This is a genomic window from Paractinoplanes durhamensis (genome assembly GCF_016862175.1).
In the GTDB taxonomy this organism is placed as follows: Bacteria; Actinomycetota; Actinomycetes; order Mycobacteriales; family Micromonosporaceae; genus Actinoplanes; species Actinoplanes durhamensis.
The window spans coordinates 1-25,335 of sequence record NZ_BOML01000038.1 but is presented as its reverse complement, the minus strand read 5'-3'; the positions used below and the strand labels follow the sequence as shown (position 1 = coordinate 25,335).

The 25,335-nt window shown below is 68.8% G+C and carries 26 protein-coding genes and 1 tRNA gene; 12 read left to right on the top strand and 15 right to left on the bottom strand.

What is annotated here, in order from left to right; translation table 11 throughout:
- Nucleotides 1-71: 71 nt before the first annotated feature.
- Nucleotides 72-932: a hypothetical protein gene (locus Adu01nite_RS23550; RefSeq protein ID WP_203729277.1), complete on the bottom strand. Its 861-nt coding sequence runs from the start codon at nucleotides 930-932 to the stop codon at nucleotides 72-74.
- A gap of 492 nt (nucleotides 933-1,424) precedes the next feature.
- Here Adu01nite_RS23550 and Adu01nite_RS23545 point away from each other — a divergent pair, with 492 nt between their 5' ends.
- The 7 genes from Adu01nite_RS23545 (at nucleotide 1,425) to Adu01nite_RS23515 (ending at nucleotide 6,993) form a co-directional block, all read left to right on the top strand.
- The gene (locus Adu01nite_RS23545; protein WP_203729274.1) at nucleotides 1,425-2,354 is read left to right on the top strand and encodes a hypothetical protein; all 930 of its coding nucleotides are present in this window, start codon (nucleotides 1,425-1,427) and stop codon (nucleotides 2,352-2,354) included.
- Nucleotides 2,347-3,291: a TRM11 family SAM-dependent methyltransferase gene (locus tag Adu01nite_RS23540; RefSeq protein WP_203729272.1), complete on the top strand. Its 945-nt coding sequence runs from the start codon at nucleotides 2,347-2,349 to the stop codon at nucleotides 3,289-3,291. The genes Adu01nite_RS23545 and Adu01nite_RS23540 overlap by 8 nt, the downstream gene beginning before the upstream one ends.
- 4 nt (nucleotides 3,292-3,295) lie before the next feature.
- Entirely contained in the window at nucleotides 3,296-3,568 is a 273-nt protein-coding gene (locus Adu01nite_RS23535; RefSeq protein WP_203729270.1) for a hypothetical protein, read from the top strand.
- Nucleotides 3,561-4,127 (top strand): DNA cytosine methyltransferase, encoded by a 567-nt coding sequence (locus Adu01nite_RS23530; RefSeq protein ID WP_239132642.1) that lies wholly within the window; start codon nucleotides 3,561-3,563, stop codon nucleotides 4,125-4,127. Before Adu01nite_RS23535 ends, Adu01nite_RS23530 begins: the two co-directional genes overlap by 8 nt.
- Nucleotides 4,102-4,785, top strand: coding sequence for a hypothetical protein (locus tag Adu01nite_RS23525; RefSeq protein ID WP_239132641.1), 684 nt, complete (start codon nucleotides 4,102-4,104; stop codon nucleotides 4,783-4,785). The genes Adu01nite_RS23530 and Adu01nite_RS23525 overlap by 26 nt, the downstream gene beginning before the upstream one ends.
- Nucleotides 4,786-5,144: 359 nt before the next feature.
- Nucleotides 5,145-5,471 (top strand): helix-turn-helix domain-containing protein, encoded by a 327-nt coding sequence (locus Adu01nite_RS23520; RefSeq protein ID WP_203729268.1) that lies wholly within the window; start codon nucleotides 5,145-5,147, stop codon nucleotides 5,469-5,471.
- Nucleotides 5,472-5,520: 49 nt separating this feature from the next.
- Nucleotides 5,521-6,993 (top strand): site-specific integrase, encoded by a 1,473-nt coding sequence (locus tag Adu01nite_RS23515; protein WP_203729267.1) that lies wholly within the window; start codon nucleotides 5,521-5,523, stop codon nucleotides 6,991-6,993.
- A gap of 340 nt (nucleotides 6,994-7,333) precedes the next feature.
- Here the strand turns inward: Adu01nite_RS23515 and Adu01nite_RS23510 are convergent.
- From Adu01nite_RS23510 to Adu01nite_RS23500, 3 genes are all read right to left on the bottom strand, one after another.
- Nucleotides 7,334-7,405 (bottom strand) — tRNA-Lys (locus Adu01nite_RS23510).
- Nucleotides 7,406-7,680: 275 nt separating this feature from the next.
- Nucleotides 7,681-7,896 carry a hypothetical protein gene (locus Adu01nite_RS23505; protein ID WP_203729265.1) on the bottom strand — a complete coding sequence of 72 codons (216 nt, stop codon included), beginning with the start codon at nucleotides 7,894-7,896 and terminating at the stop codon, nucleotides 7,681-7,683.
- A 77-nt stretch (nucleotides 7,897-7,973) separates the two neighbouring features.
- Nucleotides 7,974-8,216 (bottom strand): hypothetical protein, encoded by a 243-nt coding sequence (locus Adu01nite_RS23500; RefSeq protein WP_203729263.1) that lies wholly within the window; start codon nucleotides 8,214-8,216, stop codon nucleotides 7,974-7,976.
- A 284-nt stretch (nucleotides 8,217-8,500) separates the two neighbouring features.
- Here Adu01nite_RS23500 and Adu01nite_RS23495 point away from each other — a divergent pair, with 284 nt between their 5' ends.
- Nucleotides 8,501-9,349: a helix-turn-helix domain-containing protein gene (locus Adu01nite_RS23495; RefSeq protein ID WP_275414690.1), complete on the top strand. Its 849-nt coding sequence runs from the start codon at nucleotides 8,501-8,503 to the stop codon at nucleotides 9,347-9,349.
- Nucleotides 9,350-9,410: 61 nt separating this feature from the next.
- Nucleotides 9,411-9,536: a hypothetical protein gene (locus Adu01nite_RS48535; protein ID WP_275414689.1), complete on the top strand. Its 126-nt coding sequence runs from the start codon at nucleotides 9,411-9,413 to the stop codon at nucleotides 9,534-9,536.
- Nucleotides 9,537-9,747: 211 nt separating this feature from the next.
- Here Adu01nite_RS48535 and Adu01nite_RS23490 read toward each other — a convergent pair whose 3' ends face one another.
- From Adu01nite_RS23490 to Adu01nite_RS23450, 9 genes are all read right to left on the bottom strand, one after another.
- Nucleotides 9,748-9,903, bottom strand: coding sequence for a hypothetical protein (locus tag Adu01nite_RS23490; RefSeq protein WP_203729259.1), 156 nt, complete (start codon nucleotides 9,901-9,903; stop codon nucleotides 9,748-9,750).
- 40 nt (nucleotides 9,904-9,943) lie between these two features.
- Nucleotides 9,944-10,771 (bottom strand): hypothetical protein, encoded by an 828-nt coding sequence (locus Adu01nite_RS23485; protein WP_203729257.1) that lies wholly within the window; start codon nucleotides 10,769-10,771, stop codon nucleotides 9,944-9,946.
- A gap of 302 nt (nucleotides 10,772-11,073) precedes the next feature.
- Nucleotides 11,074-11,982 (bottom strand): JmjC domain-containing protein, encoded by a 909-nt coding sequence (locus Adu01nite_RS23480; RefSeq protein WP_203729255.1) that lies wholly within the window; start codon nucleotides 11,980-11,982, stop codon nucleotides 11,074-11,076.
- Between the two features lie 25 nt (nucleotides 11,983-12,007).
- Entirely contained in the window at nucleotides 12,008-12,445 is a 438-nt protein-coding gene (locus Adu01nite_RS23475; RefSeq protein ID WP_203729253.1) for a hypothetical protein, read from the bottom strand.
- 77 nt (nucleotides 12,446-12,522) lie between these two features.
- Complete coding sequence (locus Adu01nite_RS23470) at nucleotides 12,523-12,762, bottom strand: DUF397 domain-containing protein (protein WP_203729251.1); 240 nt, start codon at nucleotides 12,760-12,762, stop codon at nucleotides 12,523-12,525.
- Nucleotides 12,763-13,062: 300 nt separating this feature from the next.
- Entirely contained in the window at nucleotides 13,063-13,881 is an 819-nt protein-coding gene (locus tag Adu01nite_RS23465) for an SAM-dependent methyltransferase (protein WP_203729250.1), read from the bottom strand.
- On the bottom strand, nucleotides 13,878-14,528 hold the full coding sequence (locus Adu01nite_RS23460) for a hypothetical protein (protein ID WP_203729249.1): 651 nt from the start codon (nucleotides 14,526-14,528) through the stop codon (nucleotides 13,878-13,880). The genes Adu01nite_RS23465 and Adu01nite_RS23460 overlap by 4 nt, the downstream gene beginning before the upstream one ends.
- A 493-nt stretch (nucleotides 14,529-15,021) precedes the next feature.
- On the bottom strand, nucleotides 15,022-15,201 hold the full coding sequence (locus Adu01nite_RS23455) for a hypothetical protein (RefSeq protein WP_203729248.1): 180 nt from the start codon (nucleotides 15,199-15,201) through the stop codon (nucleotides 15,022-15,024).
- Between the two features lie 10 nt (nucleotides 15,202-15,211).
- Nucleotides 15,212-16,018, bottom strand: a complete 807-nt coding sequence (locus tag Adu01nite_RS23450; RefSeq protein WP_203729247.1) for a GPP34 family phosphoprotein — start codon at nucleotides 16,016-16,018, stop codon at nucleotides 15,212-15,214.
- A gap of 354 nt (nucleotides 16,019-16,372) precedes the next feature.
- Here Adu01nite_RS23450 and Adu01nite_RS23445 point away from each other — a divergent pair, with 354 nt between their 5' ends.
- Together Adu01nite_RS23445 and Adu01nite_RS23440 are read left to right on the top strand one after the other, a co-directional pair.
- Nucleotides 16,373-17,845, top strand: a complete 1,473-nt coding sequence (locus Adu01nite_RS23445) for an NsdA family TPR-like regulatory protein (protein WP_498371277.1) — start codon at nucleotides 16,373-16,375, stop codon at nucleotides 17,843-17,845.
- On the top strand, nucleotides 17,842-18,729 hold the full coding sequence (locus Adu01nite_RS23440) for an LLM class F420-dependent oxidoreductase (protein WP_203729245.1): 888 nt from the start codon (nucleotides 17,842-17,844) through the stop codon (nucleotides 18,727-18,729). The genes Adu01nite_RS23445 and Adu01nite_RS23440 overlap by 4 nt, the downstream gene beginning before the upstream one ends.
- A gap of 396 nt (nucleotides 18,730-19,125) precedes the next feature.
- Here Adu01nite_RS23440 and Adu01nite_RS23435 read toward each other — a convergent pair whose 3' ends face one another.
- Nucleotides 19,126-20,475: a DNA polymerase IV gene (locus Adu01nite_RS23435; protein WP_203729243.1), complete on the bottom strand. Its 1,350-nt coding sequence runs from the start codon at nucleotides 20,473-20,475 to the stop codon at nucleotides 19,126-19,128.
- A 439-nt stretch (nucleotides 20,476-20,914) separates the two neighbouring features.
- Nucleotides 20,915-21,862: an endonuclease/exonuclease/phosphatase family protein gene (locus Adu01nite_RS23430; RefSeq protein WP_203729241.1), complete on the bottom strand. Its 948-nt coding sequence runs from the start codon at nucleotides 21,860-21,862 to the stop codon at nucleotides 20,915-20,917.
- Between the two features lie 625 nt (nucleotides 21,863-22,487).
- Between Adu01nite_RS23430 and Adu01nite_RS23425 the strand changes: the two genes are divergently transcribed.
- The coding region (locus Adu01nite_RS23425) for a CHAT domain-containing protein (protein ID WP_203729239.1) at nucleotides 22,488-25,335 on the top strand (2,848 nt) is incomplete at its 3' end.

Sequence of the window (25,335 nt, the reverse complement as noted above, 5' to 3'; positions counted from 1 at the left end):
CGTGGTTCGGCACGTGCGGCAGCGGGCCCGACACCGTGGTGTCGGGCCCGCAAGAGGAGCAGGTGTTCGGCTCAGGCGACGAGCAGCTGCGTCGCCGCGGCAGGAGTCCGGCGGCCGGCGCGGATGCGCTGGCGTTGCTGCGCCCGCCGCGTCCATTCCTCACGCAGTTGCGGCGAGGTCGCCTCGGTGAGGGTGCCGTCGCTGACCGCCTCGGCGATGCGGGCATCGATGCGCTCGACGCGGCGACGCAACGTGTCCACCTCGATGCCGAGGCTGGCAGCGATCGGCTCGATCGCCCGGCGGCCCAGCCGAAGGTCGATGTAGGGCTGCTCATCGTCGGCGTCCACGATGCCGAGCTGCACCGCACGAGCGACCAGCAGGTCGGGGTGGCCCCAGGGCCGCCGGGGGGTGCGCGGGCCGGTCACGTGCTCGAGGATCTCCTCGGGCAGCGGAATGGCTTCGGCGCCGTCGCGCTCGCGCAGCTCGTGCCCGGCACGCCACGCTGCTTTGCACAGCGCGGCGTACGGGGCCGGCCGGACGAGGTCGACCCGGTCACGCAACGCGGACAGGAACCCGGTGAGGATCTCCGCGTCGAGGTCGTAGCTGTCGTGCGCCCAGCCGCGCGCGAGCTGGCCGGCGTAGCGGCGCAAGGCGGGCAGCGCGAGGGCTGTCGCGGCGATCACCCACGCCGGGCCGTCGAGGCGGGCGCGGCGGATCAGTTCCCGCCATACCGCATCCCGAGCCGAGTACGAGCGCGGGTGCCTGAGCAGCCAGCGGTCCAGCGCGAGGACGGTGATCCGGCCCTCTGGCAGGTCGGTGCCCTCCCGTAGCGCATCCAGGTCCAGCATCAGCGGCTGGGGCCCGCTGGTCAGAGCGGCGAAAGCGGCCTTCACGGCATCCAGCGGCGAGTCGGGCCAAGCGGTGGCGGTCATCCACGAACTCCCATGATCAATGGCGGCGAACCGGCGGCGGCACCCATCGAGAGCGCCGCGCTGTGGTGTGCCGTCGATTGGGCCACGGGCGTCCGACAAGGCACCGACAGTGCAGGTCAGAGCCCTTGCGCCGGCGACCACGGCGTTTCCGACAGCACCGACGCCGTACGCCGGGAGGGTCTGACATCGTTCCGGCAAACCTGCGGTGACCAGGACTCTCACGCAGGTAGCGGGCGACCCACCGAACCGTCCGACCCGAATCTGACAGCGGTCGCCGGGGACGTCACGAACCGGCGGCGGACTTCTCTTCACCGTCTGACAGCACGACAGATGCCCCTACGTGCGCAGCGGGTGGGTCTCACAGGTTTCCGACAAGGCCCCGTGCCGGAAACCCTGTTGGACCGCTGACAGATCGAGAAGTGTTCGCCACGGCGCACAAACCCCGTTGTGAGGGAGTCAGCGCATCACGGCGCGGCGCGGAGCCGACACTTCATGAGCGAGCACACGCCGCAGCACCACTCCGAGAAATCCGACTCCACCGACCCCGCCCCGCGCGACGGGGCCCAGACCGACCTGGTCGCCGGCGACCCGCCGACCCCGATCACCGTCTGGCGCACCGCCCGGACCGAGGCCGACGCCGGCCGTTGCATCGGCACCCGCCTCGCGGCCCGGCTGATCGCCGCCTACTCGCGCCCCGGTGAGATCGTCGTCGACCTCACCGACGGGCACACCCTCGCGCACGCCTGCACGGTCGGCGGCCGCGAGCACCACCCGGCCTGGTTCACCGACGCCGCCAGCATGATCATCGGCCCGGCCAGCCCGCTGCCCGACGACAACGTCCCGCTCGGGCTCGCCGACGGCGAGCCCGACGACGTCGATCCGCCGGAGGTGTCCGTCTGGTTCGGTGACGACCTCACTGACCCCGACCTCCAGTCGATCGGCACGCCGGTCGACATGCCCGCCGACGGGTCGCTGCACGGCGTCACCAGCCTGGTGGTCGCCCGCTGGCCCCTCGACGAGAACGGCGAAGCCGGCAACCGGGTCCGCCTCGCCTGGCTGCTGACCGCCTGCGCGCACCTGCTGCGCCCCGGCGGCTGCCTCATCCTCGTCGTCGCCGTCCCGGCCGGCATCCCGCCGGTCCCGGAGGACTTCACCCACGTGGTGCAGGCCGCTGCCGGGGTCCGGCTCGGCTACCTGCAGCACATCGTCGCGGTCGCCGCCGACACCGACGGCGACGCCTTCATCTACCACCTGAGCACCGACGAGGAACTGCTCGCGCTTACCGGCGCCACCGACGGCTGGCAGGCCCAACACATGCGCGTGCACGCCGACCTGCTCGTGTTCAGCCAGATCCAACAGCCCGCATCCGCACGCGGCAAGCGTGGCGACACGCAGCGGCAGGGCGGAGGGCTCCGTGGCTGAGCCGCGCAAGACCACCTCCCGCACCGACACCAGCACCGAGCCGCAGCGACGCGGGCGCCACCGGGCCGACGGCGGTGGCCGCCATCGCGCCGATGAGCCGGACGGGCTCAGCGTGTGGGCGACCGCGCAATCGACCGGGCCGGTACAGCGCAAAGGCCGGTACGTGGCCGAGTCGGTCAAACACCCCGCGAGGATGCTGCCGGCGATCGCCGCGCACGCCATCGCGCACTACACCCAGCCCGGCGACCTGGTCCTGGACCCGATGTGCGGGATCGGCACCACCCTGGTCGAGGCCGTCCACGCCGGCCGCGACGCGTTCGGCGTGGAATACGAGTCCCGCTGGTCCGACATCGCCGACGCCAACATCAAGCACGCCCACGCCCAGGGCGCGACCGGCCGCGCCGGAGTCATCCGGGGCGACTCGACGAACATCCTGTCGCTGGTCCCGGCCGCACTGACCGGGCAGGTCGCCCTCGTCGTGACCTCGCCGCCGTACGGGCCGACCGTGCACGGCCTGGTCGATCCGGGCGAGAACGGGGTCCGCAAGTCCGACAACACCTACAACGACGGCACCGACCGCGGGAACCTCGCCTACCGCGACCTGACCGGCCTGGCCGACGGGTTCGCGCAGATCCTCGCCGGCTGCAAGGTGCTGCTGTGCCCGGGCGGGTTCGTGGCCGTGACCGCCCGGCCGTGGCGCAAGAACGGCCAGCTGGTCGATCTGCCGTCCGCGGTGATCGGCGCCGGGGTACGCGCGGGGCTCACCCCGGTGGACCGATGCGTGGCCCTGCTCGCGGCCGTCCGCGACGGCGGTCTCGTCGCGCGGCCCAGCTTCTTCCAGCTGCAGGCGGTCCGTAAGGCACGGACCGCGGGAACGCCGATGCACCTGATCGCACACGAGGACGTCCTCGTGTTCCAAAAGTCGGACGTGGGGTGACGGCATGATCGAACCCATCGCCACCGACCACAACCGTGGCGCCGGCATCCAGAGCTCGGCGCTGCGGCCGGCCGTCGTCAGCCGGATCCGCAGACTCGGCGCCGCGGTCCTCTCCGATGCCGGCGGCCGGCCAGGCGCCGTGTACTGCCGTACGCGGCACCTGAAACAGCAGGTCGCACCGACTGCGATCCCGACCGTGCGTGTGCCGGCCGGCACGTTCGCGCAGAAGGCAACCGGTGTCTGCGAACACGCCGCGCTACGGGAGGTGCGTGATTGAGCCTCCCGCAGCCCGGCCCGTCCACCAGCTCCGGATCGGATCCCTCTGCTCCGGATTCGGCGGCCTCGACCTCGCCGTCGAAACCGTCCTCGGCGCCCAGCTCGCCTGGTACGCCGAAACCGACCCACACGCCCGGACAGTCCTCGCCGCGCGGTGGCCGGATGTCGCCAACCTCGGCGACATCCGCACCGTCACATGGGACCAGGTCGAGCCGGTCGACATCGTCACCGCCGGATTCCCGTGTCAGGACATCAGCGACGCGGGCCGGCGGGCCGGTATCACCGGCCCGCACTCGGGCCTCTGGGCCGCTGTCGCCGACGCCGTTCGCGCGCTACTACCCCCGCTGGTCTTCGTGGAGAACGTTTCCGCGCTCCTCCGGCGCGGCTTCGACGTCGTCCACCGTGACCTGGCCGCGATCGGGTACGACACAAGGTGGATATGCCTACGCGCCGGCGACGTCGGCGCCGCCCACCGCCGCGACCGGCTGTTCCTGCTGGCCGCCCGCCCCGACTTCGACACCACCCTCGGCGCGAGTGCTGCCGACACCCTGCGCCCGTGACGGCAAAGGACCCGGCTACCCATACGGATTACCGGATCTGATCGAGCCGGGCGGTACACGCAACAGGCTGCTGCCGACACCGACCGCAGCCGACAGCCGCAGCTCTGCCAACGCCACCGCCGGCCGCAGCACCTCAGCGACCGGGCACGCCGGTCACACCCTGACCGACACCGCCCGACTACTGCCGACCCCGCGTGCCACCGACGGGGAGAAGGGATGTCCGGGGCAGCGCGGCAGCCACGGCGATCTGACCCTCCCGTCCGCCGCCGCACAGGTACGGATGCTCCCCACACCCAGGGCCAGCGACGGGCACGGCATCTGCGTACACGGCGACGGCGGCGCCGATCTGATCACCGCGGTCGCCGCCCTCGGCGAACCCGACGAGCAGCGGTGGGGCGCCTACGCTCAGGCGATCGCCCGGTGGGAAAGACTGCTGGGCCGACCGGTGCCGGACCCGACGCAGCCAGGCAAACACGGCAGACCGGTGCTGGCCCCGGCCTTCGTCGAATGGCTCATGGGCCTCGACGAGTCCTGGGTCACCGGTCTCGAGCTGCCCCGCACCGCGGCGCTGCGGGTCCTCGGCAACGGCGTGGTCCCGCAACAGGCAGCCGCCGCGCTGCGGATCCTGCTCTGCCCACGCCGGTGGCAGCCTGCCTGACCGATCAAGAACCGGCAGCCCGTGCTCGCGCCCATTCCACGGGCGAAAGAGCACGGGCCATCGGGGGCTCGCCGCTCCGGGCCGGCCGCGCTCCGGACTCGTATGGACGGCCACGAACACCAGCGGCCGTGGACCGGTCACGTCATCTCCGGGCGGTGCGGCCAAACCACTGCTGGGCCGCCCGGAGGAAGATCCGTTTCTCCTGCTGAACGTTTCGTCACGGCCGCGCCGCCCGCGCCACACCGCGCGGCTCTGACCGCGACGTTGCCTCGCGTCCACAAAACCGGCCTTCGCCCTCGCCACACCTACGGCCGGATTGCTCGCATCACCTCACGTCCTTGAAAGGGGACCACCGACCCATGACACCCGACAACCACCCACAACCTCACCGCCACGAGCAACCCACCGACGACACGGCGTGGACCGCGGACCGGGTCCGTGCCCTCGGCCTGGTCACCGACATCGCCACCGCGGCACGGATCTTCGGACTATCCCGCGCCGTCGCCTACGACCTCGCCAAACAGAACCGGTTCCCGGTCCCCGTGCTGCGCTTCGGCAGCCGCTACCGCGTACCGGTCGCGGCGATTCTGCAGGCACTGCACCTGCCCGCCGACGACGAGCAACCGCCCGACCCGCCCTTGCGGCGACTTGACCCGTTCCGCGAACCACGCGTCGATCACCCGTAGGAAATCCGCAGCCACCGGCTGCCCCATGACCCCGAGGAGCCACACCACCATGATGGAAGGATCTCTCCACAAGATCTGCACCTGCCGCGACGCCAGCGGCAAGAAACTTGGCAAGAGCTGTCCACAGCTGCGCCGCATCGGCGGGGCCTGGAACTCCCACCACGGGAAGTGGGGATACCAACTCGAACTACCGCGCCGAGCCGGCGGCGGGCGACGACAGCTGCGCCGTACCACCTTCGACACCCGCGAACAGGCGGCCGAGGACTGCAACAAGGCCATCGCCCTGCTGGCACTCGCCGGCGACGACACCGCCCTCGCGACCGAGATCGCCGACCTGCTCCAGCAGGTGCGCCCCGGAGGCCCCCTGCCAGATCGGGACACCATCGCGAAACGAGTCAATGCCGGATTGCCGGCCACCGTCGACATGACCGTCGGCGAATACCTACTGCAGTGGCTCGAATCCCGACGCAGCATCGCACCAGGCACCAAGCGCGCCTACGACTGCCACATCCGCGTGCACCTCGTCCCGCACCTAGGCACCGTTCCGCTGGTAAAGCTGCGGGTCGAACACATCGCGGCGATGTTCACCGCGATCACCGACCGCAACACCGCCATCGAGATCGCCCGGCAAAGCCCCGACCCGCCGACCCGCACCGCTGTCCGCGGGATGCGTGCCACCGGCCCCACCACCATGCAACGCATCCGCGCCACCCTGCGCAAAGCACTCAACGACGCGATCAGCCGCAACAACAACCGCCTCATCGACTTCAACCCGGCCGCCCACGTCGAACTACCGCCCGCCACCCAGCACAAACCCCGAATATGGACGAAAAAGGCCGTAGACCGGTGGCGCGAGACCGGGGAAAAACCCAGCCCCGTGATGGTGTGGACCCCCGATCAAGCCGGGGAGTTCCTCGACTACGCCGAAGCGCACGACATCGCCCTCTATCCGGTGTTCGCCGGCATCATGCACCGCGGGATGCGCCGCGGCGAAGCGCTCGGCCTGCGCGACCACACCGTCGATCTCGACGATGCCCTCGCAACAATCGATCTGCAGCGCACCACTGTCGGATACGAACCGGTCGACAAGAAGGTCAAATCCGAATCCGGCAAGCGAACCATCGCCCTGGACAGCTTCACCGTTGCGGCCTGGCGCGCCCACCTCGCCCGCCGCGCTCGCTGGAGGCTGGCCTGCGGCCCCAACTGGCCAGACACCGGGTTCTTCTTCGTTCAACCCAACGGCGACAAGTGGCACCCGGACGCCGTCACCAAGGCGTTCGACCGGCTCGTACGCGACGCGGGTCTCGCCCCGATCCGCCTGCACGACCTTCGACACTGCGCCGCCACATTCCTGAAGGCCTCCGGCGCTGACCTCACCGACGTCAAGGAACTGCTCGGGCACTCCACGATCACCGTCACCAGCAACACGTACACAAGCGTCATCGTCGAGCTCAAGAGCGAACGTGAAAAAGCTGAGGCCGCAGCAGCCCTTATCCCCCGCCGCCGGCACCAGGCGGCCTGACCCGCAAAGTGCCTCTCAAGCTGATGAAGCGGGCAACACCGGCAACATCAGCTGATCACCGCTCTAGCCGCTCGCCCCTGGCCGAACTCCCTGAGGTTGGGAGCAATCGGGAGCCTGCCAGGGGTGTACGCGGTGCACCGGAAGCGGCACTCGTAATCTTGGTCGCGCTGGCGGGCGTTGTACCCGCAACCGCCCGCCAGCCCCGAGCACACCAGCCGCCGACACCACAGACTGCGAACGAGACATGAGCGGCGCCGAAGAACGGCACAGCAGCACAGGCGACATCGGCACCAATAAAATAGACATCGGCCAATAACCGCAGGTAGGACCGCATTTCTTGTGGGCCGCCGGGGACTCGAACCCCGAACCTATGGATTAAAAGTCCACAGCTCTGCCATTGAGCTAGCGGCCCGCCGCGCCACTAGGCTACCTGAGGCTCCGCCGAACAAGCGCGCGGCTTTCTCAAGCATCGCCTCGTGGTGCTGATCTCGTGTTGCCCGGGCAGGGTTCGCGCAGGTAGCGGGCTGTGCCGGTGATCGGCGTGACGCAGCGGAGGCCTTCGAAGGTTCGTGATCGTCGGGTTGCGAATGGCTCGCCAGAACTCACGGTCTTGCTGGTTTGCAGATCCGCCAGCGAGCGAGCTGACCGAACTGGCCGGACAAGACATCGTGGGTGCGCACAGCAGGGTCAGGAGGCGCCGGCCGTGGCCGGGTCTGCGACTTCGATCAGGTCGGCCATGGTGTACCCGTCTTCGTGGAGGAGCCGTTCGACGGTGCCCATCGCGCCGCGATACGGCAGCAGTTCACCGTCGCGGAACACCCGGTACTGCTGCTCGCGGCCGACCCTGACCACCTCGACCCGCCACTTGCCGTCAGGTGTGCCCATCGCCCCGAGAATCCTCACAGAGGCGACTGTAATAGCAGCTCAGAGGCTTGATCAGTGGTCGCGTGACTTACACCCGTGTGGTTCGACGACGAATGTCACCGGGGTGAGGGCTGCGATATCAGCGCCCAGTTCGACAGCTGCGGTTCGACGCTGTCGAGCATGGCTTGGACCATGGTGCGGGCGTCGGCTTCGTCGTCGAAGTAGTGGGCGACTTCACGGCCCTCAGAACCGCCTTCGCGGCCTAGGACTTGCCAGTCGGTCGGTGTCCGGAGCAGATAAACGTCACGGCGAGCCCTGCCGTAGCGGCGGTTGAACCAGTGTTCGACACGCTCAGCCATGCCAGCATGTTAGAACATACGTTCTAATAGTGCAGCTGTCGGCGAGCGCGATGGCGTGGTGGGGATCGGCCGACAGCTGCAAATAGCCATCTCGGAACAGCGGCTGCTGACTGATCGCCTTGGCTGCTCACCTTCGCCCGAGCAGACCGAGCCCGGGGGCACTCCCGTTGCCGAGCCATGTCCGTTTGGCAATTGCCAAAACCGAGTTGCCAACATAGCCTTGCCATACGTCGGTTGCGCACCACCCCTTCGACGCGAAAGCACGCCTACGTACGGAGTTGCCGATGACCCGCCCGAAAAGTCCTACGGTGCTCCGTCTGCAGCTGGGGGCGCTCCTCCGTATACATCGGGAGGCGAAGGGGCTGACGGTGACGCAGGCCGCCGAAGCGTTGGAGATCAACCCGTCTCAGGTCAGCCGCATCGAAACGGCGAAACGCCAGCCGACAGTCATGTACGTCAAGGCGTTGTGCCACCTGTACGAACTCGACGATGACCTCACCGAACAGCTACTTGTCATGGCCCGGCAAAGTCGAGAGGACGGCTGGTGGCAGCAGTACGGCTTCGGGCCGGCCATGTCGACCTACGCCGGCTTGGAAGCCGCCGCGGTCACCGCGACGACTTTCGAACCGACAGTCTTCCCCGCCCTGCTGCAGACCGCCGCGTACGCGGAAGCCCTCTTCCGGTCGGGTTCTGGATACGGCCCTGATGAGATCCGGCGCCAGGTGGCCTTCCGGCTGGCCCGCCAAGGAGTCCTGCATCATCAGGATCCGCTGCGGCTACACGCGATCGTGGACGAAAGCGCATTGCATCGTCACGTCGGTGGTCCCGACATCATGCGCGCCCAACTCGAGCAGACGGCGCGGCTGGCGGCCCTATTCAACGTGACCGTCCAGATCCTGCCGTTTACCGCGGCCCCCGGCATCGCTCTCGGCGGGGCATTCTCCGTGCTGAGGTTCGGTGAGGCGACCATGGATGACGTCGTCCACATCGACGGTCCACTCGGTGCCATCTTCCAGGCCAAGAAAGACGACGTCCAACGATGCGAACAGCTCTTCGCTGACCTGTCACGGCTGGCACTCGACGAGACGCAATCCCTGCAGCTGATCCGCAACTGGATCACCCGCCTCATCTGAACGTGCATCGTTGTTGCCTGGCCCATCGCAGATGAACGGCCACAGGGGTTACGCAGTGCCCGTGCGGTCCTCGCTTCGGACCCGCTGCCGCTTTGCTGGCCATGATCTGCTGGCGGCCGTGGTCGTCGCGGTGCTGATCGGCGGTAGGACGGCGCAGCAGCCGGTGGCCGGCCTGCAACGGCGGTAACCCGCGCGGATGAACGCCTGTCGTTCGGGCGGGCGGGCCGGCCGGCCAGGGCGGTGCACCGGATCGTCCTTCAACGTGGCACTCGCGCGTGCTAGGAGTATCCGTCCCGATGCTGTGTCGCGCTCATCGCGTGGTCCTTCCGCCGGTTGCCGGGAGCAGGGCGGGCCGCCCGGACAGCGGCCCGCCCGCTTTGACGGGTGTTGCTCGGGGGTCAGGCGTCGCTACGCGACGTCGCGCTGATCGTGGCGACGGATTCGTTCATCTCGGCGAAATAGCCGCAGCTTCCATTCTGCCGCCTGGGTTGGCGCCGCACGGGCGTGCGGAGCGCCTCTTCCGGAACGTCCGCGGAGTACAGATCGGAGTTCATGGCAGGAGGCTTGACGAAGGCTGCGCCGCCTGTTTGTGGTTCATGGCCGACTCTGCTGGACCTGCTCATGGGTGTCTTGCGGAACACGTGGGGCGGGCCAGCGGACGGCCCAGCGCAGCAGGGCACCGCAGATCGATGGGACTCTGCGCGTCACGGTGTGCCATTGCAGAGGCCCGGACCGTTCGAAGCCCAGCGCTATCAGGCCCGCGTCCAGGCCGGGAAGGTGCGCCAGTCCCCAGATCATCACCAGGTCCTGGTCCGCGCCGGCGGCCTCGGCCAGGGCGTGCTGATCTCGGGCCTTGACGATGACATCGTCGGAGGGACCGCTGCCGTTGCTGGCTTTGATGACCAGATTGTCGGCCGCCATGAACCGGAACAGGAACGTGATCTTCAGGCGCAGCTTGTTGAAACCGGCCCTGTCGATATCCGGCCAATCCATCCCGCGCATCTTGTGAGCGGCGGCGTGGCGGCCCAGGGCCGGCCCCAACCGGCGGACGATCTCCGCGGTGCTCAGATCGACGACGCGCCAGCTGTCGGGATATCCGAGCCCTTCGACTTGGCCGGTCCAGCCCAGTGCCTTGATCCGTCGTCTCTCGAGCGTGCCGGCGCGGACAAGCTGGTCCACGATCTGCCGTTCCTCGTCAGTGACGTCGTCGTCGGGGTGGGATTTTGTGCTGCCCTCGCAGTGCACGACAGCGCCGTTGGCTTCGAGTTTGTCGATCACCTCGCGCAGGTCCTGCCAGTAGGCCGGTTTGGCCAGGTGGTAGGTACCGATGACGGTAATCGTGCGGCCGGTGCCAGGGTGCAGGTATCGGCGCACCGCGGTTTGCAGCCTGCGACGGCGAACCCGGACGAATTCGGCGGTCATGTAGTAGAAGCTCCTGAACGTGTGAAGGGGTGTAGCCCAGCGGTCGGTGGACCGGGGCCGAGGATCTGGGTGATCACGAACCGGCAGCAGCCTGGCGGGCGACGTTCCCCCAAAACGGGAGATCGTCGTACTGGCGGCCGCTCATCTGCCGGTGGTGCCCGGGCGGCCGGGGCCCTGTTCCCTGCCAGTGCGTGGGCCGGCGCTGCTGGCCCGGGGGTGCGTGTCCTCATGCCGGTCAGGTGGGTGAGGCGCAGGGACGTTTTTTCTCCTGGGGCGGCTGAGGGTGTCGCTCGCTTGCGGGTTCAGACGTAGTCGGCGTCGAGTTCTGTCCTGGCCACGGCGAGCAGTTCGTCGGCGAGGGCCGTGTCGTCGATGGTGGTGAGCCAGGCGGTCAGCAGCTGACGTGCCTGGTCGATCTCGCCGGCGAGCTTCTGCGGGTCGGTGATGTGCGACGGTGCGATCACGCGGCGCAGGTCGGTGGCGGTGATCGCCGCGGCGGCCAGTTTCTCGCTGATCCAGTGGCCGGTGCGTTCGCGGAGCACGAAGGTCAGATGGACGCTCTCCTGCTGCTGGTCGCGGGCGTGGGGGTTGTGGATCCAGCCGCGGGGCAGCACGAGGACCTGGCCGGGGCCGAGGTCGATCTGCTGGTCAGGGCCGGCCCCGGTGAGCCGTTCGACGAGTTCGGCGATCGGCTGGGTGTTGGAGGCGTGGTGGTCGCGGTGCGGCTCGTCGACGACGGGTTCCCAGATCTGCCAGGTCTTGCGGCCGGCGAGTTGGTAGATGATGCCCATGTTCTGGTCCCAGTGGTAGTCCAGGCCTTGGGCTCCGGGTGGGGTGACGAACCCGGTGACGTAGCAGCCGTATCCGGTTTCGCGTTGGATGGCCGCGCACATGGTGTGCAGCGGCGGATACCAGCGGTTGAGGTTGCGCAGTTGGAAGCTGTGTCCGCGTTCGCGCCACATGGCGACCTTGGCCGGGTCGAGGTGTCCGCCGGTGGTGAAGGCGCGCGGGTGACGGGCGGCGCCGTCCTTGATCACGTTGATCTCGTCGGCCGGGGCGGTGCCGGTCTCCAGGTAGCGGAGGAGCAGTGCCGCGGTGACGATTCCCGGCAGGCTGCTGCCGGTGGGCAGCTCGCCTATGGCGGGTTTGGTCGGCCAGGCGGTCAGCATGGTGTGGACGGTGGTGTCGTCGAACAGCATCGCCAGGGACATGGTCGTCCTCCAAAGACGGGCAAAGTCAGGGGTGGGGCGGCATCGGGCAGTCGAGGTCCGGCAGGTGGCTGTGCGGGCAGCAGATGGCCACGAGCACGACCTGCCCCATGCCGGCGGTGTAGTACTGCCAACAGGCGTCGACGCCGTTGACCAGACCGTCGCGGCTGGTGACCTTCCGCTGGTCGAGGCCTACGTAAGCCGGCGCCTGGCTGTCGCGGTCGTGGGGTGGATGCCGCTGATAGGTCGCGGCGAGCCAGGCGATGGTCTCGTCGGGATCGGTCCAGGTATGCCCGGCTTCGGGTGAGCGCAGCAGGTAGTAGCCGGTCTGCAAGGGCGGCACGGTCGACCGCACGAAGGGCTGCCGCTCCGGTGAGCCGGCAGCGCCGGGACGACGCGTCGAGTCGTCCTTGAGTTCGGCGCTCGCGCCTGTCCAGAAATATCCGTGCCAATGCCGTGCGCTCATGTGTTTCTCTCCGCCGTTGCCGGGCAGCGGGCCGCCGTACGCAGGCGGCCCGCCGGGTGACTGGGTGCTGGCTGGGATCAGGCGGTACCGCCGGGCGTGGCCGTCATGGCAGCGACGAAATCCGTCATCTCGGCCGCGGTGAACCGCAGCTCCGGGCTGGCCGTGCCGCGTTTGGTGTCACGCACGGCGTAGGCGCCGGGGTGCCCGGGGATCTCCGCGAAGGAGACGCAGGATTCGAGGCTGCCGCCGAGGTTGCCGCCGCACGGCGTGCGGAACTGCCTGTCGGGAATCTCCACGGAGTACAGATCGGTGCCCATGGCAGGATCTCCTTTGCTGGTGTGCCTGCGGAGATGCGGTCCCCGCGCCGTCGTGCACTTGCACCCCGGCTCGGGCCGTCTGCTTTGCACGGGAGGCGAACCCGGGCCGGGAATCCTTGAGGCCGACCAGCGGCCCGCCACGTTCAGGGCAACGATCGGCGGGACGGTCGACAGCTCACTCACCGCGGCAAGATCACCTTGTCGGCGGGATGCCTCACCCCCGGTCGGCGCACGGGCGAACGTCCCGGCGCGCATGGCGTGGCGCCCGGAAGCGAGGGTGGCGGTCCTGCCGGTGATCGGTCATGGTTTCTTCGCCACTGCTGCGTAGGTGATCACTTCGTGGTCGCCGAGGGTCTGGTCTGCTTCCGGTTGCAGCTGCGGGCGCCAGCGCACCGTGGACACCAGGCCCGGCTCGACCAGGTCGAGCCCGGCGAGCAGCGCAGTGATCTCCTCGTGGGTGCGAGGTAGGAACGGCCCGTCCGCGGCGCCGGGTTCGGTGAACGTGCCGAGCGCGGCACGGGTCTGGTCGCCGAGCGGGTCGAAGGTGGCGTGTGAGAGCGCCAGGTAGCTGCCGGACGGAACGGCGGCCATCAACTCGCGGACCGCCGCGTGGACGGTGTCGTCGGGTATGAAGTGAAGGACGGCGAACAGCAGCACGGCGACCGGCCGGGTGAAGTCGAGCGTGTCGTGCACCAGGCCGGCGCCGGTGATCTCGTCTGGTCGGCGCAGGTCCGCCTCGTGGACCGCGACCTTGCCTTCTAGGGTGCTCGTCATCAACGCGCGGGCGTGGACCGCGACCAGCGGATCGTTGTCGACATAGACGATCCGGGCCTGCGGGGCGATCTGCTGCGCGATCTCGTGCACGTTGTGCCGGCCCGTCGGCAGGCCGCAGCCGACGTCGAGGAACTGGCGGACCCCGCACTCACCGGCCAGATAGCCGACCGCCCGCCCCAGGCACCGCCGGTTCTGCACCGCCGCTGCGGTGATCGTCGGGAAAACCCGCTCGATAGCGTCGGCCGACGCCCGGTCAGCGGCGAAGTTGTCCTTGCCGCCGAGCCACCTGTTGTACCGGCGGGCCGGCGCCGGGACCGCCACGTTCATCTCGCCGCGGTCGGTCATGACACCACCGCCTGGTCGTGTCGGGGTCGGGCGTGGACGCGGGAGGCCAGGTAGGCGGCCGTGGTGGTGTCGAGCCGGGGCTGCAGCACGCCGCCAGGGACCGGCGGCGGCACGCCGTGCCGCGGCCGGCCGCCCACCCTCGGGCCGGTGCGCATGGCGGCGAGACCGGCGGCCAGCATCGCGTCGATCGGCCCCTGCGGCACGGTACGGCTCAGGTTGTCCAGCAGGGTGTAGCCGTGGCCGGCGTCGGTGTGGTGGAAGACCGCTACCGCATGCAGCGCCGCCGCGACAGTTTCGCGGTCAGGGTCGGGTCGGTCGAGGCCGGTGAACGCGCTCAGGGTGCTGTCGCACGCGGCGACCGCGTGTGGATGGCCCGCCCACACGGCCAGATCAGCGCTGATCAGCAACGCGGTGATCAGCCGGGGCCAGTCCCGGTGGTGCAGCGTCCCGGCGGCGTGAGCAGCCGCGACGCTCGCATCCAGCGCCCCGTCCAGGTCTCCGCATTGCAGGAGCACCTCGGCGTGCAAAGCGCGCAGATCTGCCGTCACCTGCGGATCGGCCTGTGCGGGTTCGGCGAGCAGGTGACGCAGACGGCCTGCGGTGGTGGCGGGGCTGCGGCGGGTGGCCAGCCGCAAGGCCATCACCACCGGTGCGATCCTCTGGACCGCAGGCGTCGAAGCGATCATCGCGCGCCCCCGGTCAGCCGCCACCGCGTCAACCGCCCGGCACGACGTCGGCCGGACACCGGCCCGAGCGGACGAGGCCATCCGGCAAGACGGCAACCGACCGGCGCCGTAGCGGCGGTGGGTACGGCTGGCCGAACCCCGCACGCTGCTTGAGCGGGTTCGCCGCCTGCCGGGAGCCTGTCCTGAGAGACGTCCGGGCGTGGCCGCGACGATCGGCGGGCCGCCCGGACGACGGACGCTCCGGGTGCTCTGGGCAACGGCCGGCGCAGGGTCATCGGTGCAGTCCTTCACATGAGAGTTGGTGGGGGTGGTGGTGTGCCGCCCTGGGCCGGCCCGGGGATGGCCAGGCGCTCAAGGGCGGCACACCACCGGATCCCTTCCGCGTAGCGCCATGGCCGATCGGCGCAGGGGGGCCGCGGGCAGGATCGTCGAGGAGACGGACAGATCCGCAGGGTCAGTCCCGGCGGGCGGGGCGCCACATGCGGTAGAGGCTGATGCCGTCGGCCACGCCGATGGTCGGCGGGCTCATGTCGGTGTAGTGATGCCGCCGGTAGAGGCGCCGGTTGTCGACGCCGGTGGCCTCGAGGTAGGCCGGGATGCCGTCGGCGTCGAGGCGGGCATGGGTGTGAGCCATCAGGGCGCTGCTAGCGCATGGCGGCCTCACCGACAGCGGCATTCGCGGCCTGCAACAGATGCCGCATCGATTCGTGCAGGCCACAGCTCATCTGCTCGGCCAACGCGGCCCGCTCAAGCGGTGTCAGAGTCGCCAGCGCAAGGTGATGAAGACCGGTCGCCAAGAGCAGGCCCGCCAGCATCAAGCCCTCGTCCGGCAGCTCAAGGCCGCGTTGCAAGGCGGTGCTGATCGCGCTCGCCGGTGTCCCGGCCACCACCGAGTCATAAGGCACCCACCGCGGCTTCGCGCCACCAAAGAAGCGTCGGCGATGCTCCCGCCGCACCAGGCCGGCCCGCGCGAGCCGATCGACGACCAACCGCTCGGCACGGTGCTCATAGGCCAGATACGACATCCACGTACGCACTTGATGACCACGCGACCGGCGACGACTGCCGTCCTCGGCCGGACGCAGGTTCCACGCCTCCCGCGCCGCCGGACGCAGACTTCGGCGCTCCGAGACCACCGAAGGCCATTTCTGACCATGAGACGGCGGGTAGCCCCAGCCAACCTCTGCCGCTACCTGCATCGAAGGCACCGGCGACCAATCCCGCTCCTCCGCCTCCATCTTGACCAACAGCGGGTCCAATGCCGGATCCCCGCACAGTGGCGCTTTACGGAATAGCTCACCTTCCCAAAGCTCGACAGCCTCAGTACGAATCAGCTCAGCGAGCAACCCCGCCGCCAACCCGACCCCAAGCGGCCACACACCGATCGACGGCTTGCCACTGACACTGTCGTACGCCGCAAGCCACAACTCATCGGCAAGCCTCGCGGACATCGGGGGAATTTCCTTCCAGTCGAGAGGTAAAAAGGACCTAATATTCGAGATACATATGCTGATCACCCTCGATTAAAGGATCAGAACGATGCACTTACGCTGTCGGTTCAGAACGCCATCGGAATCCACAATCACGGACGGATGGTGACGTCGGAATCCCAACCATCGGTCCGATCCGTTGTCACGACCCACGGTCCGACTGGAGGACGAGCCGGGGCAGTAGATCTTCGGGCTCATCGATAGTCAACAGAGTGCCCCCTGTCGGGGCTTACATTCGGCGTGTCCGATCGGCACGATGTGTTCAGCAAGCCGAATGGAGCCAGATGGGGTTCACGGCGAGGTCAAAGGGGTGACATGGTTAGGCATCCGGAGACGGTGGCTGCCCAGGAGCCAAACGAGGCGCTGAAGGCCGCGCGCCTCCGGTTGAGGTCGAAGCGTCGGCCACGGCGTCCGATGTCGCGATCCGAGTTCGCCGACGAGATCAATGAGACGCTGGCCAGGCTCTACCCCGAGCGTCAAAAGGGGATCGCCGCTCACTTCGTCAATGATCGATGGGTTGGTGCCCTGGAACGCGGCGAGCGCCGATGGACGAGCGAGGAGCGGCGTGCGGCGCTCCGGGCGGTGACGGGCAGTGCGGATGACTTCGAGATCGGCCTCTATCCACCACGCGACCGGATCACAACTGGGACGATCGCTGATGCCGATCTGGTCCGAGGGCTGGACCGACCCGACAGCACTGATCGTTTAGCGCTCACCACGCCCGGTTCAAACATTCGGGAACATCTCACCGACCTGACGGATCGGCACGAAGGTCGTATGCGGACTTCGACGTCTGGCGGACCCCAGCACCAGACCGACGGCGACCTCGTCGAATTCACCCTCATCCTCGAAGATCCAGGAATCGGACCGGCCGAGCTGACAGCCGTTGAACTGGCCTGCGAACGGTTGGATCAGGGCTTTGCCGCAGTTCGACCTGATGACGCACTTGTGCGCTGCCGACTCTTGATGGGATTCGCGCTTGCCCAGCTTCGCAGGCCTCAGAAGCTGTGCGACCAGGAGCGACTGGTGGCTCTGGCAGCCCGGCTAGCCGGGCTGCGCGCCTGGGCCTGTTTCGATCTCAACGACCATCGCGAGGCAGAACACTGGTATCAAGCGGCTGCCACCGCGTCGGAGGACGCTAGGGCGTGGGGACTCGGTGCGTGGCTTATGGGTGCTCAGAGCTTGGTCCCGTGGCACCGGCGCGACTTCCGTCGAACGCTCGAGCTGATCGATCGGGGAAGCTACCTCGCTGGCCAGGGGTCGGACGTGACTACGCAAGCTTGGTTGTACGCGCTCCGGGCAAGAGCTTGCGCCGGGCTGGGTGACCTCAATGGATTCAGGGCTGCCTACGGCCAAGCGCTGGAGGCGGCCGAGTATTCGAACGAACGAGACAGGCGCCATGGGATGGATTTTGACCGCGGCACTCTCGACCTGCGGTATTACGCCGGAATGAGCTGGCTGCTCCTACGCCGGCCGGCAGAGGCTTGCCTAGAGTTGAACAGCTCTCTGGACGCGTTACCACGATCGCACAACAAGGCTCGTTCAGTACTGACGCTGGCCCTCTCCGACGCAGCGGTGCAGTCCGACGACGTCGACCAGGCCGTCGACCTGGCGCGAGCGGCACTGACAGCCTCCACCCATCAGCCCATCATGCCGATCTTGCAGCAGGGACGCCGCATACGAAGACTCGTCCAACAACGTCGGCCGGAAGCGGCGCAGAGCCTCGATGAGCCGCTACGAGACTTTGCCCTGGCGTTGACCTCCGCTGGCACCAGCGCCGGGTCATGAAGCTCGCGGGCATCGGGCTATGGACCGCACAATTCGACTTCCAGCCCGCCGCAGTCGTCCGAGACACAATCCAAGAGCTCGAAGAGCTGGGCTACAGCTCCATATGGATAGGCGAGAACGTCGGCCGCGAACCCATCAGCCAATCCGGACTTCTGCTCGCCGCCACCGAGCAGATGATTGTCGCTACCGCGATCGCGAACCTATGGGCACGCGATCCTCTGGCGATGGTCGCGGCACAGCAGACGCTCAGCGAGGCCTACCCGGACCGGTTCATTCTCGGCCTCGGCGTCAGCCATCCGCGCTTGGTCGACGACAGGCGGGGTAGCCGCTATGACCAGCCGATTCAAACGGCACGCGCCTATCTCGAGGCGATGGACGACCTGGCCAACCAGTACCGGGCCGTCCGCGCCGGCTCCACTGTTCGTATGCTTGCCGCGCTCAAGCCCACAATGTTGCGCGTCGCCGCAATTCAGGCCGACGGCGCCCACACCTATCTCGTCCCTCCCGAACACACCGCCGAAGCTAGACAGATCCTCGGGCCCGACAAGCTTCTGGTGCCCGAACAAGCCGTCGTCCTAGAACGCAATCCGGACAGCGCCCGCGAGATCGGACGGCGCCACCTCCGCCGATATCTCTCGTTGCCGAACTACACGCGTAACCTCCGACGCCTCGGCTACACAGACAACGATCTAGACGGCCAAGGCAGCGACCGGCTTGTCGACGCCCTGATCGCCTGGGGCGATGAGGCAGCCATCGCCGAACGTCTTCGACTACACCGACAGGCCGGCGCCGACCACGTCTGCCTACAGGTACTCGATCCACACTCTCGGGGCTTGCCGCTGCCACAATGGCGACGTCTTGCAGCTCTCTGCGGCCCTCAATGACACCGAAAGCGTCGTCACTCACCCGTCTCGATGCAGTTCGCCAGACGCTCCAGGTGAATATGGGCTACGGGGTTGGTCGGACCGCAGGTCATGTCGGCAAGTCGAGCTCTAGACCCGCGCTCCCTGGAACGTCAAGGCGATCAATTGTGAGCCGAAGCGGCTGCTCGCACGCGGGCTGTACTGGGACTTGACGGCAATGTCGGCACTCAGCGCGTCACGGGTAGCAGCGAGAGATACGCCGGTCTGACCCAATCGTCTCGGCAGTGCCGTGCCGTGATTGGCAACGGTCCCTGCTGTCGCTCCTTGATAGCGCGGTCGACGCGCGGGCCACCGCCGGCGCCGACACCCGGACCGGCCTTGTCACCCTCGCCTCCAACGTGCACCACCAGCTGGCGGTCACATGGCGGACAGGGTCCAGTCGGGAGGATCGGCCGGGTGCAGGGCAGGATCGTCAACCGCGAAAGTGCGGACGGGGCCGGGTGGTGTGGTCGGGCCCTCGAAGCGGACCGTCACCCGCCCGTGGCCGCTGCCCCAGACCCAGCCCGCACCGTGGTGGTCGTGGCGTACATCCTGCCCGGGCCGCCAAACACTCTGCGTGGGCTCGGTCGGCGCCGTCGGCACGATGGCCCGCGTGGTGGCGGCGGGCGGGTTGATGGGGTCGCTGTCGAGCGTGGTGCCGAACAGGTCGTCCTGGACGAAGTCGGCGAGCGTGGTTGCTCCTACGCCCAGCAGCCGGATGCCGGCGGAGGTGTCGACCTCGGCCAGTAGGCGTCGGGCGAGCTGCGCGACCAGGCGAGGGTCGTCGGTGGGCTGGGCGCGGGTGGCCGAGCGGGTGATCGTGGTGAAGTCGTGGTGGCGGACCTTGATGGTGATCGTGCGGGCGGAAAGGCCACCGGTCCGTAGTCTGCCGCCGACCCGGGTCGCGAGCAGATCGAGCTCGGTGTTGAGCCGGGTCCGGTCGGTGAGGTCGACGGCGAAGGTTTCCTCGGCGGATACGGATTTTGCTTCGCGTTCGCCGACGATCCGCCGGTCGTCGGCGGCTCGGGCGAGCCGGTACAGGCCGGCGCCGTGTGCCTGGCCGAACCAGTCGATCAGATCCGGCAGCCCGACTCCGGCGAGGTCGCCGATGGTGTGCACGCCCGCGCGGCGTAGCCGTTCCGCGGTGGCGGGTCCGACCCCGGGTAGCCGGGTCACCGGCAGCGGATCGAGCAGCGCCCGTTCCTGCCCGGGCGCGCAGACGGTCAGCCCGACCGGTTTATGAAGATCCGAGCCGATCTTCGCGACAAGTTTCGAGGTACCCACGCCGACCGACGCGGTGACCCCGCCAGTAGCCGCCGCGATGGAGGTCCTGATCTTCTCGGCGAGGTCGGTGACGCCGGGTAGGGACAGGTCGTGCCGGTCCGCGGCGGCCAGATCGAGGTAGGCCTCGTCGATCGAGACCTGCTCCACCAGCGGCGACACCTGCGCCAGTAACGCCATCACGATCTCGCTGGTCTTGCGGTAGGCGGCGAAGCGGGGTGCGAGGAAGGCGGTGCCGGGCGGGCACCGGCGCCTAGCCTCCGCGGTCGGCATCGCCGAGCGGGCACCGTACGCGCGGGCCTCGTACGAGGCGGTCGCGACGACACCCCTACCGGCGACGCCGCCGACGATGACCGGACGGCCGCGCAGCGACACCTTGTCGCGTTGCTCGACCGCGGCGAACATCGCGTCGAGGTCGACGTGGGCGATGCTCGCCTGCGACCTCACCGTGGACCCCGCTGCTTCTCACCGATCACGGACTCCAGTGTCCGCCCGGGGTACGACAAGATCCCTTTACCGTGAGGTGAGCCCGTCGGGAACTACCGGCCTGTAGTTCGATCTTGACTCTTGCGGGTGGCATATGAGCAGGTCAGGCTGGATGTGGCGGGCGAGCGTCGGTCGTCAAGATGGAAGCCATGCGGCGTAACTGGATAGCCATCCGCACCCACCTGACCGACAGCTCGCCCCACCACGCGTCGCTCGCCCCTCAAGTTCAGCGGGCCGCCGCCGCGGCCGCGGTCAGACTCTGGCGCCGTCCATCCTCGGATGAGTGTGCGTCCGACGCGACACACTGGCCACGCTCATACGATCGGACTCCGGCAGAAGGGGACGCGGCCGGCGGCCCAGGGCGCGCCGCATTGACTGACCGTCCGTTGTCCGGGCGCCGCTACAGGTGTGCGAAGGTCGCGACGACGGGCGCGTGGTCGGAGGCCGGTTCATTGCGTCGCGCCGGCGGGTCGGCGGGGTCGATCGACTCGAGTGGTGTGTCGATGACCGTGTGCGCGGTGACCCCGGACAGCGGTGTGACCAGTGCCTTGGAGACGAGGATGTGGTCGATGAGTTCCTTGCGGCCCTGGTTGATCCGGGAGTAGTCCTGCCCGGCGGGCATCAGCGGCGCCAGGTTCCACAGCCGCATGCCGTCACCACGGTCAGGGCGGTCGAAGCCGCCGGTGCCGATCTCGGAGCCGGGCGGGCCGAGCAGCAGCTGGGTCGTGGCGGCTTGCGGACTGTCGTTGAGGTCCCCGGTCAGGATCACCGCACGCTCGTCGCCTTCACCGGCCAGGACCGCGGACACCGCGACCCGCAGGGTGGTGGCTTCGCCGGCGCGGCGGGCCAGGGCGTAAGCGGCGAAGCGGGCACGCTCGTCCTCGTCGCGGGGACTGAACCGGCCACCGGGGAAGGTCAACAGCTTCGACTTCAGATGTGTGGTGATCAGCCGGATCGGTATTCCCGAGCCAGTGGTGACGGTGACCGCGACCGCGCCGCGACCCATCGTGGCGAGGGTGGCGCCGTGGTCGTCGACCTGGACCGGCTGCAGCGGGGCGGGAAACGCGGTGATCTCGGCAGGTTCACTGATCGGCAGGGTGCTCAACCACGCCACCCTGATCCCGCGGCTGTCCGGGTGGGCCGAGACCTGCCGATGCCAGGTGCCACCCAAAGCCGTCACGAGGTCGTCGAGCGCTGCGGGATCGCCGAGTTCCTGGATCGACACAGCATCAGGAGCCTGCCGGGCGATCATCTCCGCCAGGCCGGCGATCTTCGCCTCGTACACGTTCGTGCTGGTCGGGCCGCCCGGCTGGCCGGGACGGAACAGGTTTTCGACGTTCCAGGTCATCACGGTGAACATGAGCAGCCGCCCTTATGACATCCCCGGCACCGCCCGAGCGGGCAGCACCGTGATGCATGGTCGTCGCATCCCGCCCGCTGCTCAGTCACGTCACCGACAACGGCCTCGATCGGATGGCTTTCTCGCCCGCCGGCCGCCCGCCGTGTGACGTCCGGCGATGGCCAGCACCCCAGTCGTGGCCCGCACGCTGGGCAGCGCTGTGGCGTCCGGCGGCGGTTGGCACCGATTTCGGTTCTGGTTGGCACCGGTGCGACCTCACCACCGATGTTGATCATTTTTCGTGATGGCCCGAAAGTGTAAAGCGAATGTTCCTTCACAGCGGTCTTGGCGGCCGAATTGTGCGTTTGGCAGGTTGCGGTGCGCTTTAGCCGGTGATGACCCGGCTGATGCGCTCGTCGCCCCGGACCGGGTTTGATGATGTGACCCCTGGGCTGGTCTTTCTCGATTCTCTGATCATTTCCCCGGCCGGATTTTCGGCGTTGGCCGGCCGGTGTCGGCTCGCAGGGTTTGATCAATTGGCCGGTGTTGGGTGTCGTGTTCTAGATTCGGGCCGGAACTGCGAGCGGGTTGACCGGATTTGACGAGCGGGCCGAGTCGTCGTGGGGGTGGGTGAATGGTCACCGGCATCGTGGTCGACGGTTCGGGGCTCGAGGTGCTGGCCGGCGGCGAGCGGGTCGGGTCGCGGCGGGTGCTGTCCGAGGAGGACGAGACCCTGCTGGCGGATCTTGGGTCGCAGTATGTGAGGGCAGTCCAGGCGCGCGCAGCTGATGAGGTTCTACTCGGACTGGGGCGCCGGTTGTGGTCGTGGCTGGACGGTGATCAAGGTCAGCTCACCACGCTGCTGGACCGCTCCCAGGCGCCGGTCACATTCGAGGTGCGGGGGCCGAAGACGCCGCCGGATCGGGCGTGGGCGGTGTTACAGGCGCCGTTCGAGCTCCTTGCCCGCCCCGACGGCGGATTCCTGGCAGCCGACGCGGTGGCCCGGTTCACGGTGATCCGCCGGCTCGGCCGGCCGGCGGCGGAGGCGACCAGCCTGGATGAGTTCCGGTTGGGGCTGGCGTTCATGGCGTCCTCGCCGCGGGGGCAGCATGAGCTGGACTTCGAGGCCGAGGAGGCCGCGATCCTGACCGCGGTGGACGACACCCGGGTCGACCTGATCGTCGAGGACACCGGCAACCCGGTCGAACTGGGCAAACGCCTGGCTGAAGTGGGTGGGATGCCGGTGTTGCATCTGTCATGTCACGGCGTGAACAACTGGCGTCGGCAGGCGGGTGAGCCGGGGGTGCCGGTGTTGCTGATGGAGGACGAGTTCGGTGACGGCCTGCCGATCGCGGCGGCCGACCTCGTCCGTGTGTTGCCGGGGTCGCTGCGGCTGCTGTTCGTTTCGGCGTGTCTGACCGCGACCGCGGCGAACGCCAAGGGCCATCTGCCGGCCGGTCCGGACCGTCGCGCCGCGGCTGGTGACACCGAGGCGATGGTGGCGCACTCGATGGCCACGTCCCTGGTTTCCGCCGGGGTTCCGGCGGTGCTGGGCTGGGACGGCTCGGTCGACGACCGGGCCGCGACCCTGTTCGCGCAACAGTTGTATGGGCAGTTGAGTAACGGGACGGACCTGGCGGCTGCGGTCGGGGACGCCCGCCGCGGTCTGCTGAAAGCCGCTGACGAGCGGCTGCGGGCGGACTGGCATCTGGCCCGGCTCTGGCTCGGCCCGGACGGCGGCGGCCCGCTGGTCCGCGGCACCAAGCGACGCTCGCGGGTGTCGGCGGTGGCGGGGACGAAGGTGTTCCTGGACGGCAAGCAGCATGTGCCGGTGGCGGCACCGGCCATGTTCGTCGGCCGCCGCCTGGAATTGCAGCGGGCGTTGCGGGCCTTGAGTTCGGGCGAGCGGGCCGGGGTCCTGTTGCACGGGCAGGGCCGGTTGGGGAAGTCGAGTTTGGCGGCGCGGATCGCGGACCGGCGTCCCGACCTGGCGTTGGCGGTGGTGTTCGGTGACTACAGCGCCCCGGCGATCGTGGACGTGATCGCCGCCGCGGTGCGGACCAACCAGGCCGCTCGCGAGCTGATCGAGTCCCGCCGCGGCGAGCTGCGTGATCGGCCGGAGACGTTGGAAACCCTGCTGATCGACCTGCTCGCCGGGCCGTGCGCGGGTACCGAGCCCGGCCGGCGTCCGCTGCTGCTGGTCATCGACGACCTCGAGCAGGTCCTGATCGCCGATCCGCACGGCCCGCACCGGGTGGATCCCGCGACGGCGCCGGTGCTGGCCGCGGTGTTGCGCGCGTTCGATCCGGCCGACAGCGACAGCCGGCTGGTGGTGACCAGCCGATACCAGTTCACGCTGGATGGTTTGCCGGAGCGGCTCGAGCAGATCGCGCTGCGGCCATTGTCGCCGGTCGCGCAACGCAAACTGCTCAACCGGCAGCGAGCACAGGTCCCGGCGCCACGACGCACCGAACGGGACGCGCTCGCGATACGGGCCGTGTCGGTCAGCCGGGGCAACCCCGGCCTGCAGGACCTGATCGGTTCCCGGCTGGTCTACGGCGAACACGTCGACCTCGCCCGCGCCGAGACCGCGGTCGCCGGCATGGAGACCTACCTTCAGCAGGGTGACCTGCCGTCCGAGGCCCAGATCCGCGACCTGCTCGAGAAGCTGGCCCTCGACGAACTCCTGGAGCAGGCCGGCCCGCCACACCGGGCGCTGTTGCGTGACCTCACCCTCTTCGACCTGCCCCTACCGGAGTCGGTCATCGCGGTGCTCGCCGAACGCTGCGCAGGATCACCCGCCCGCCTGATCGGGCTCGGCCTGCTGGACGTGTATCCCGACGGCTTCGACCCGCAGCGCCGCGCAATGGCCACCAACGCCCTGGCAGCGGGCCGGATCACCCCACTCACCGACGACGAGGCCACAAGCCTGGCCGCCGTCGTGGTGAACCCGCTGTTCGAGGCATGGGGCGGCACCGAACACGGCGGCCGCCGCAGTGCGGGCATGGATTTGCAGTTGACCCGCCTCGCCCTCACCGCGGACGAACCACAAGTCACCGCAGCCTGCGCCGCTGACGCGGTCAACACCCTACGGGCCGGTCCGGCCATCGACGCGTACCGCCTCGGCCTCGACGCCATCGCCCTGCTCGACCGGCACCACCATCCGGTCCCCACCTACCTGCTACGGCGGGTTGCCGACGCCGCGAAAATCAGCGGGGACGGCGACGCCGCCCACCAACTGTTCACCCGCGCCGTCAGCCGCGCACAAACCGACGGCACCGACCACACCGACCCCCTCGATCACGCCCGGGCGATCGCCGAGCACGCCACCCACCTGATCGACCGCGGCGAACCAGCCCAAGCCGAACAACTCCTGCACCAAGCCCACCAGCTGTTCACGGCCGCCGGCTCCGAGTCGGAGGCCGCTTCCTGCCAGGGAGCCCTCGCCGACATCCTGTACCAGCGTGGTGACTACGACGAAG

Bases quoted from the DNA above. Each gene is read 5' to 3' on its own strand.
- Adu01nite_RS23465 (WP_203729250.1), bottom strand. From the start codon at position 13,881: ATGACCGACCGCGGCGAGATGAACGTGGCGGTCCCGGCGCCGGCCCGC.
- Adu01nite_RS23450 (WP_203729247.1), bottom strand. From the start codon at position 16,018: ATGTCCGCGAGGCTTGCCGATGAGTTGTGGCTTGCGGCGTACGACAGT.
- Adu01nite_RS23485 (WP_203729257.1), bottom strand. From the start codon at position 10,771: ATGACCGCCGAATTCGTCCGGGTTCGCCGTCGCAGGCTGCAAACCGCG.
- Adu01nite_RS23550 (WP_203729277.1), bottom strand. From the start codon at position 932: ATGACCGCCACCGCTTGGCCCGACTCGCCGCTGGATGCCGTGAAGGCC.
- Adu01nite_RS23440 (WP_203729245.1), top strand. From the start codon at position 17,842: ATGAAGCTCGCGGGCATCGGGCTATGGACCGCACAATTCGACTTCCAG.
- Adu01nite_RS23535 (WP_203729270.1), top strand. From the start codon at position 3,296: ATGATCGAACCCATCGCCACCGACCACAACCGTGGCGCCGGCATCCAG.
- Adu01nite_RS23445 (WP_498371277.1), top strand. From the start codon at position 16,373: ATGGTTAGGCATCCGGAGACGGTGGCTGCCCAGGAGCCAAACGAGGCG.
- Adu01nite_RS23455 (WP_203729248.1), bottom strand. From the start codon at position 15,201: ATGGCTCACACCCATGCCCGCCTCGACGCCGACGGCATCCCGGCCTAC.
- Adu01nite_RS23480 (WP_203729255.1), bottom strand. From the start codon at position 11,982: ATGTCCCTGGCGATGCTGTTCGACGACACCACCGTCCACACCATGCTG.
- Adu01nite_RS23500 (WP_203729263.1), bottom strand. From the start codon at position 8,216: ATGGCTGAGCGTGTCGAACACTGGTTCAACCGCCGCTACGGCAGGGCT.
- Adu01nite_RS23520 (WP_203729268.1), top strand. From the start codon at position 5,145: ATGACACCCGACAACCACCCACAACCTCACCGCCACGAGCAACCCACC.
- Adu01nite_RS23515 (WP_203729267.1), top strand. From the start codon at position 5,521: ATGATGGAAGGATCTCTCCACAAGATCTGCACCTGCCGCGACGCCAGC.
- Adu01nite_RS23490 (WP_203729259.1), bottom strand. From the start codon at position 9,903: ATGAACTCCGATCTGTACTCCGCGGACGTTCCGGAAGAGGCGCTCCGC.
- Adu01nite_RS23545 (WP_203729274.1), top strand. From the start codon at position 1,425: ATGAGCGAGCACACGCCGCAGCACCACTCCGAGAAATCCGACTCCACC.
- Adu01nite_RS23470 (WP_203729251.1), bottom strand. From the start codon at position 12,762: ATGGGCACCGATCTGTACTCCGTGGAGATTCCCGACAGGCAGTTCCGC.
- Adu01nite_RS23475 (WP_203729253.1), bottom strand. From the start codon at position 12,445: ATGAGCGCACGGCATTGGCACGGATATTTCTGGACAGGCGCGAGCGCC.
- Adu01nite_RS23430 (WP_203729241.1), bottom strand. From the start codon at position 21,862: ATGACCTGGAACGTCGAAAACCTGTTCCGTCCCGGCCAGCCGGGCGGC.
- Adu01nite_RS23495 (WP_275414690.1), top strand. From the start codon at position 8,501: ATGACCCGCCCGAAAAGTCCTACGGTGCTCCGTCTGCAGCTGGGGGCG.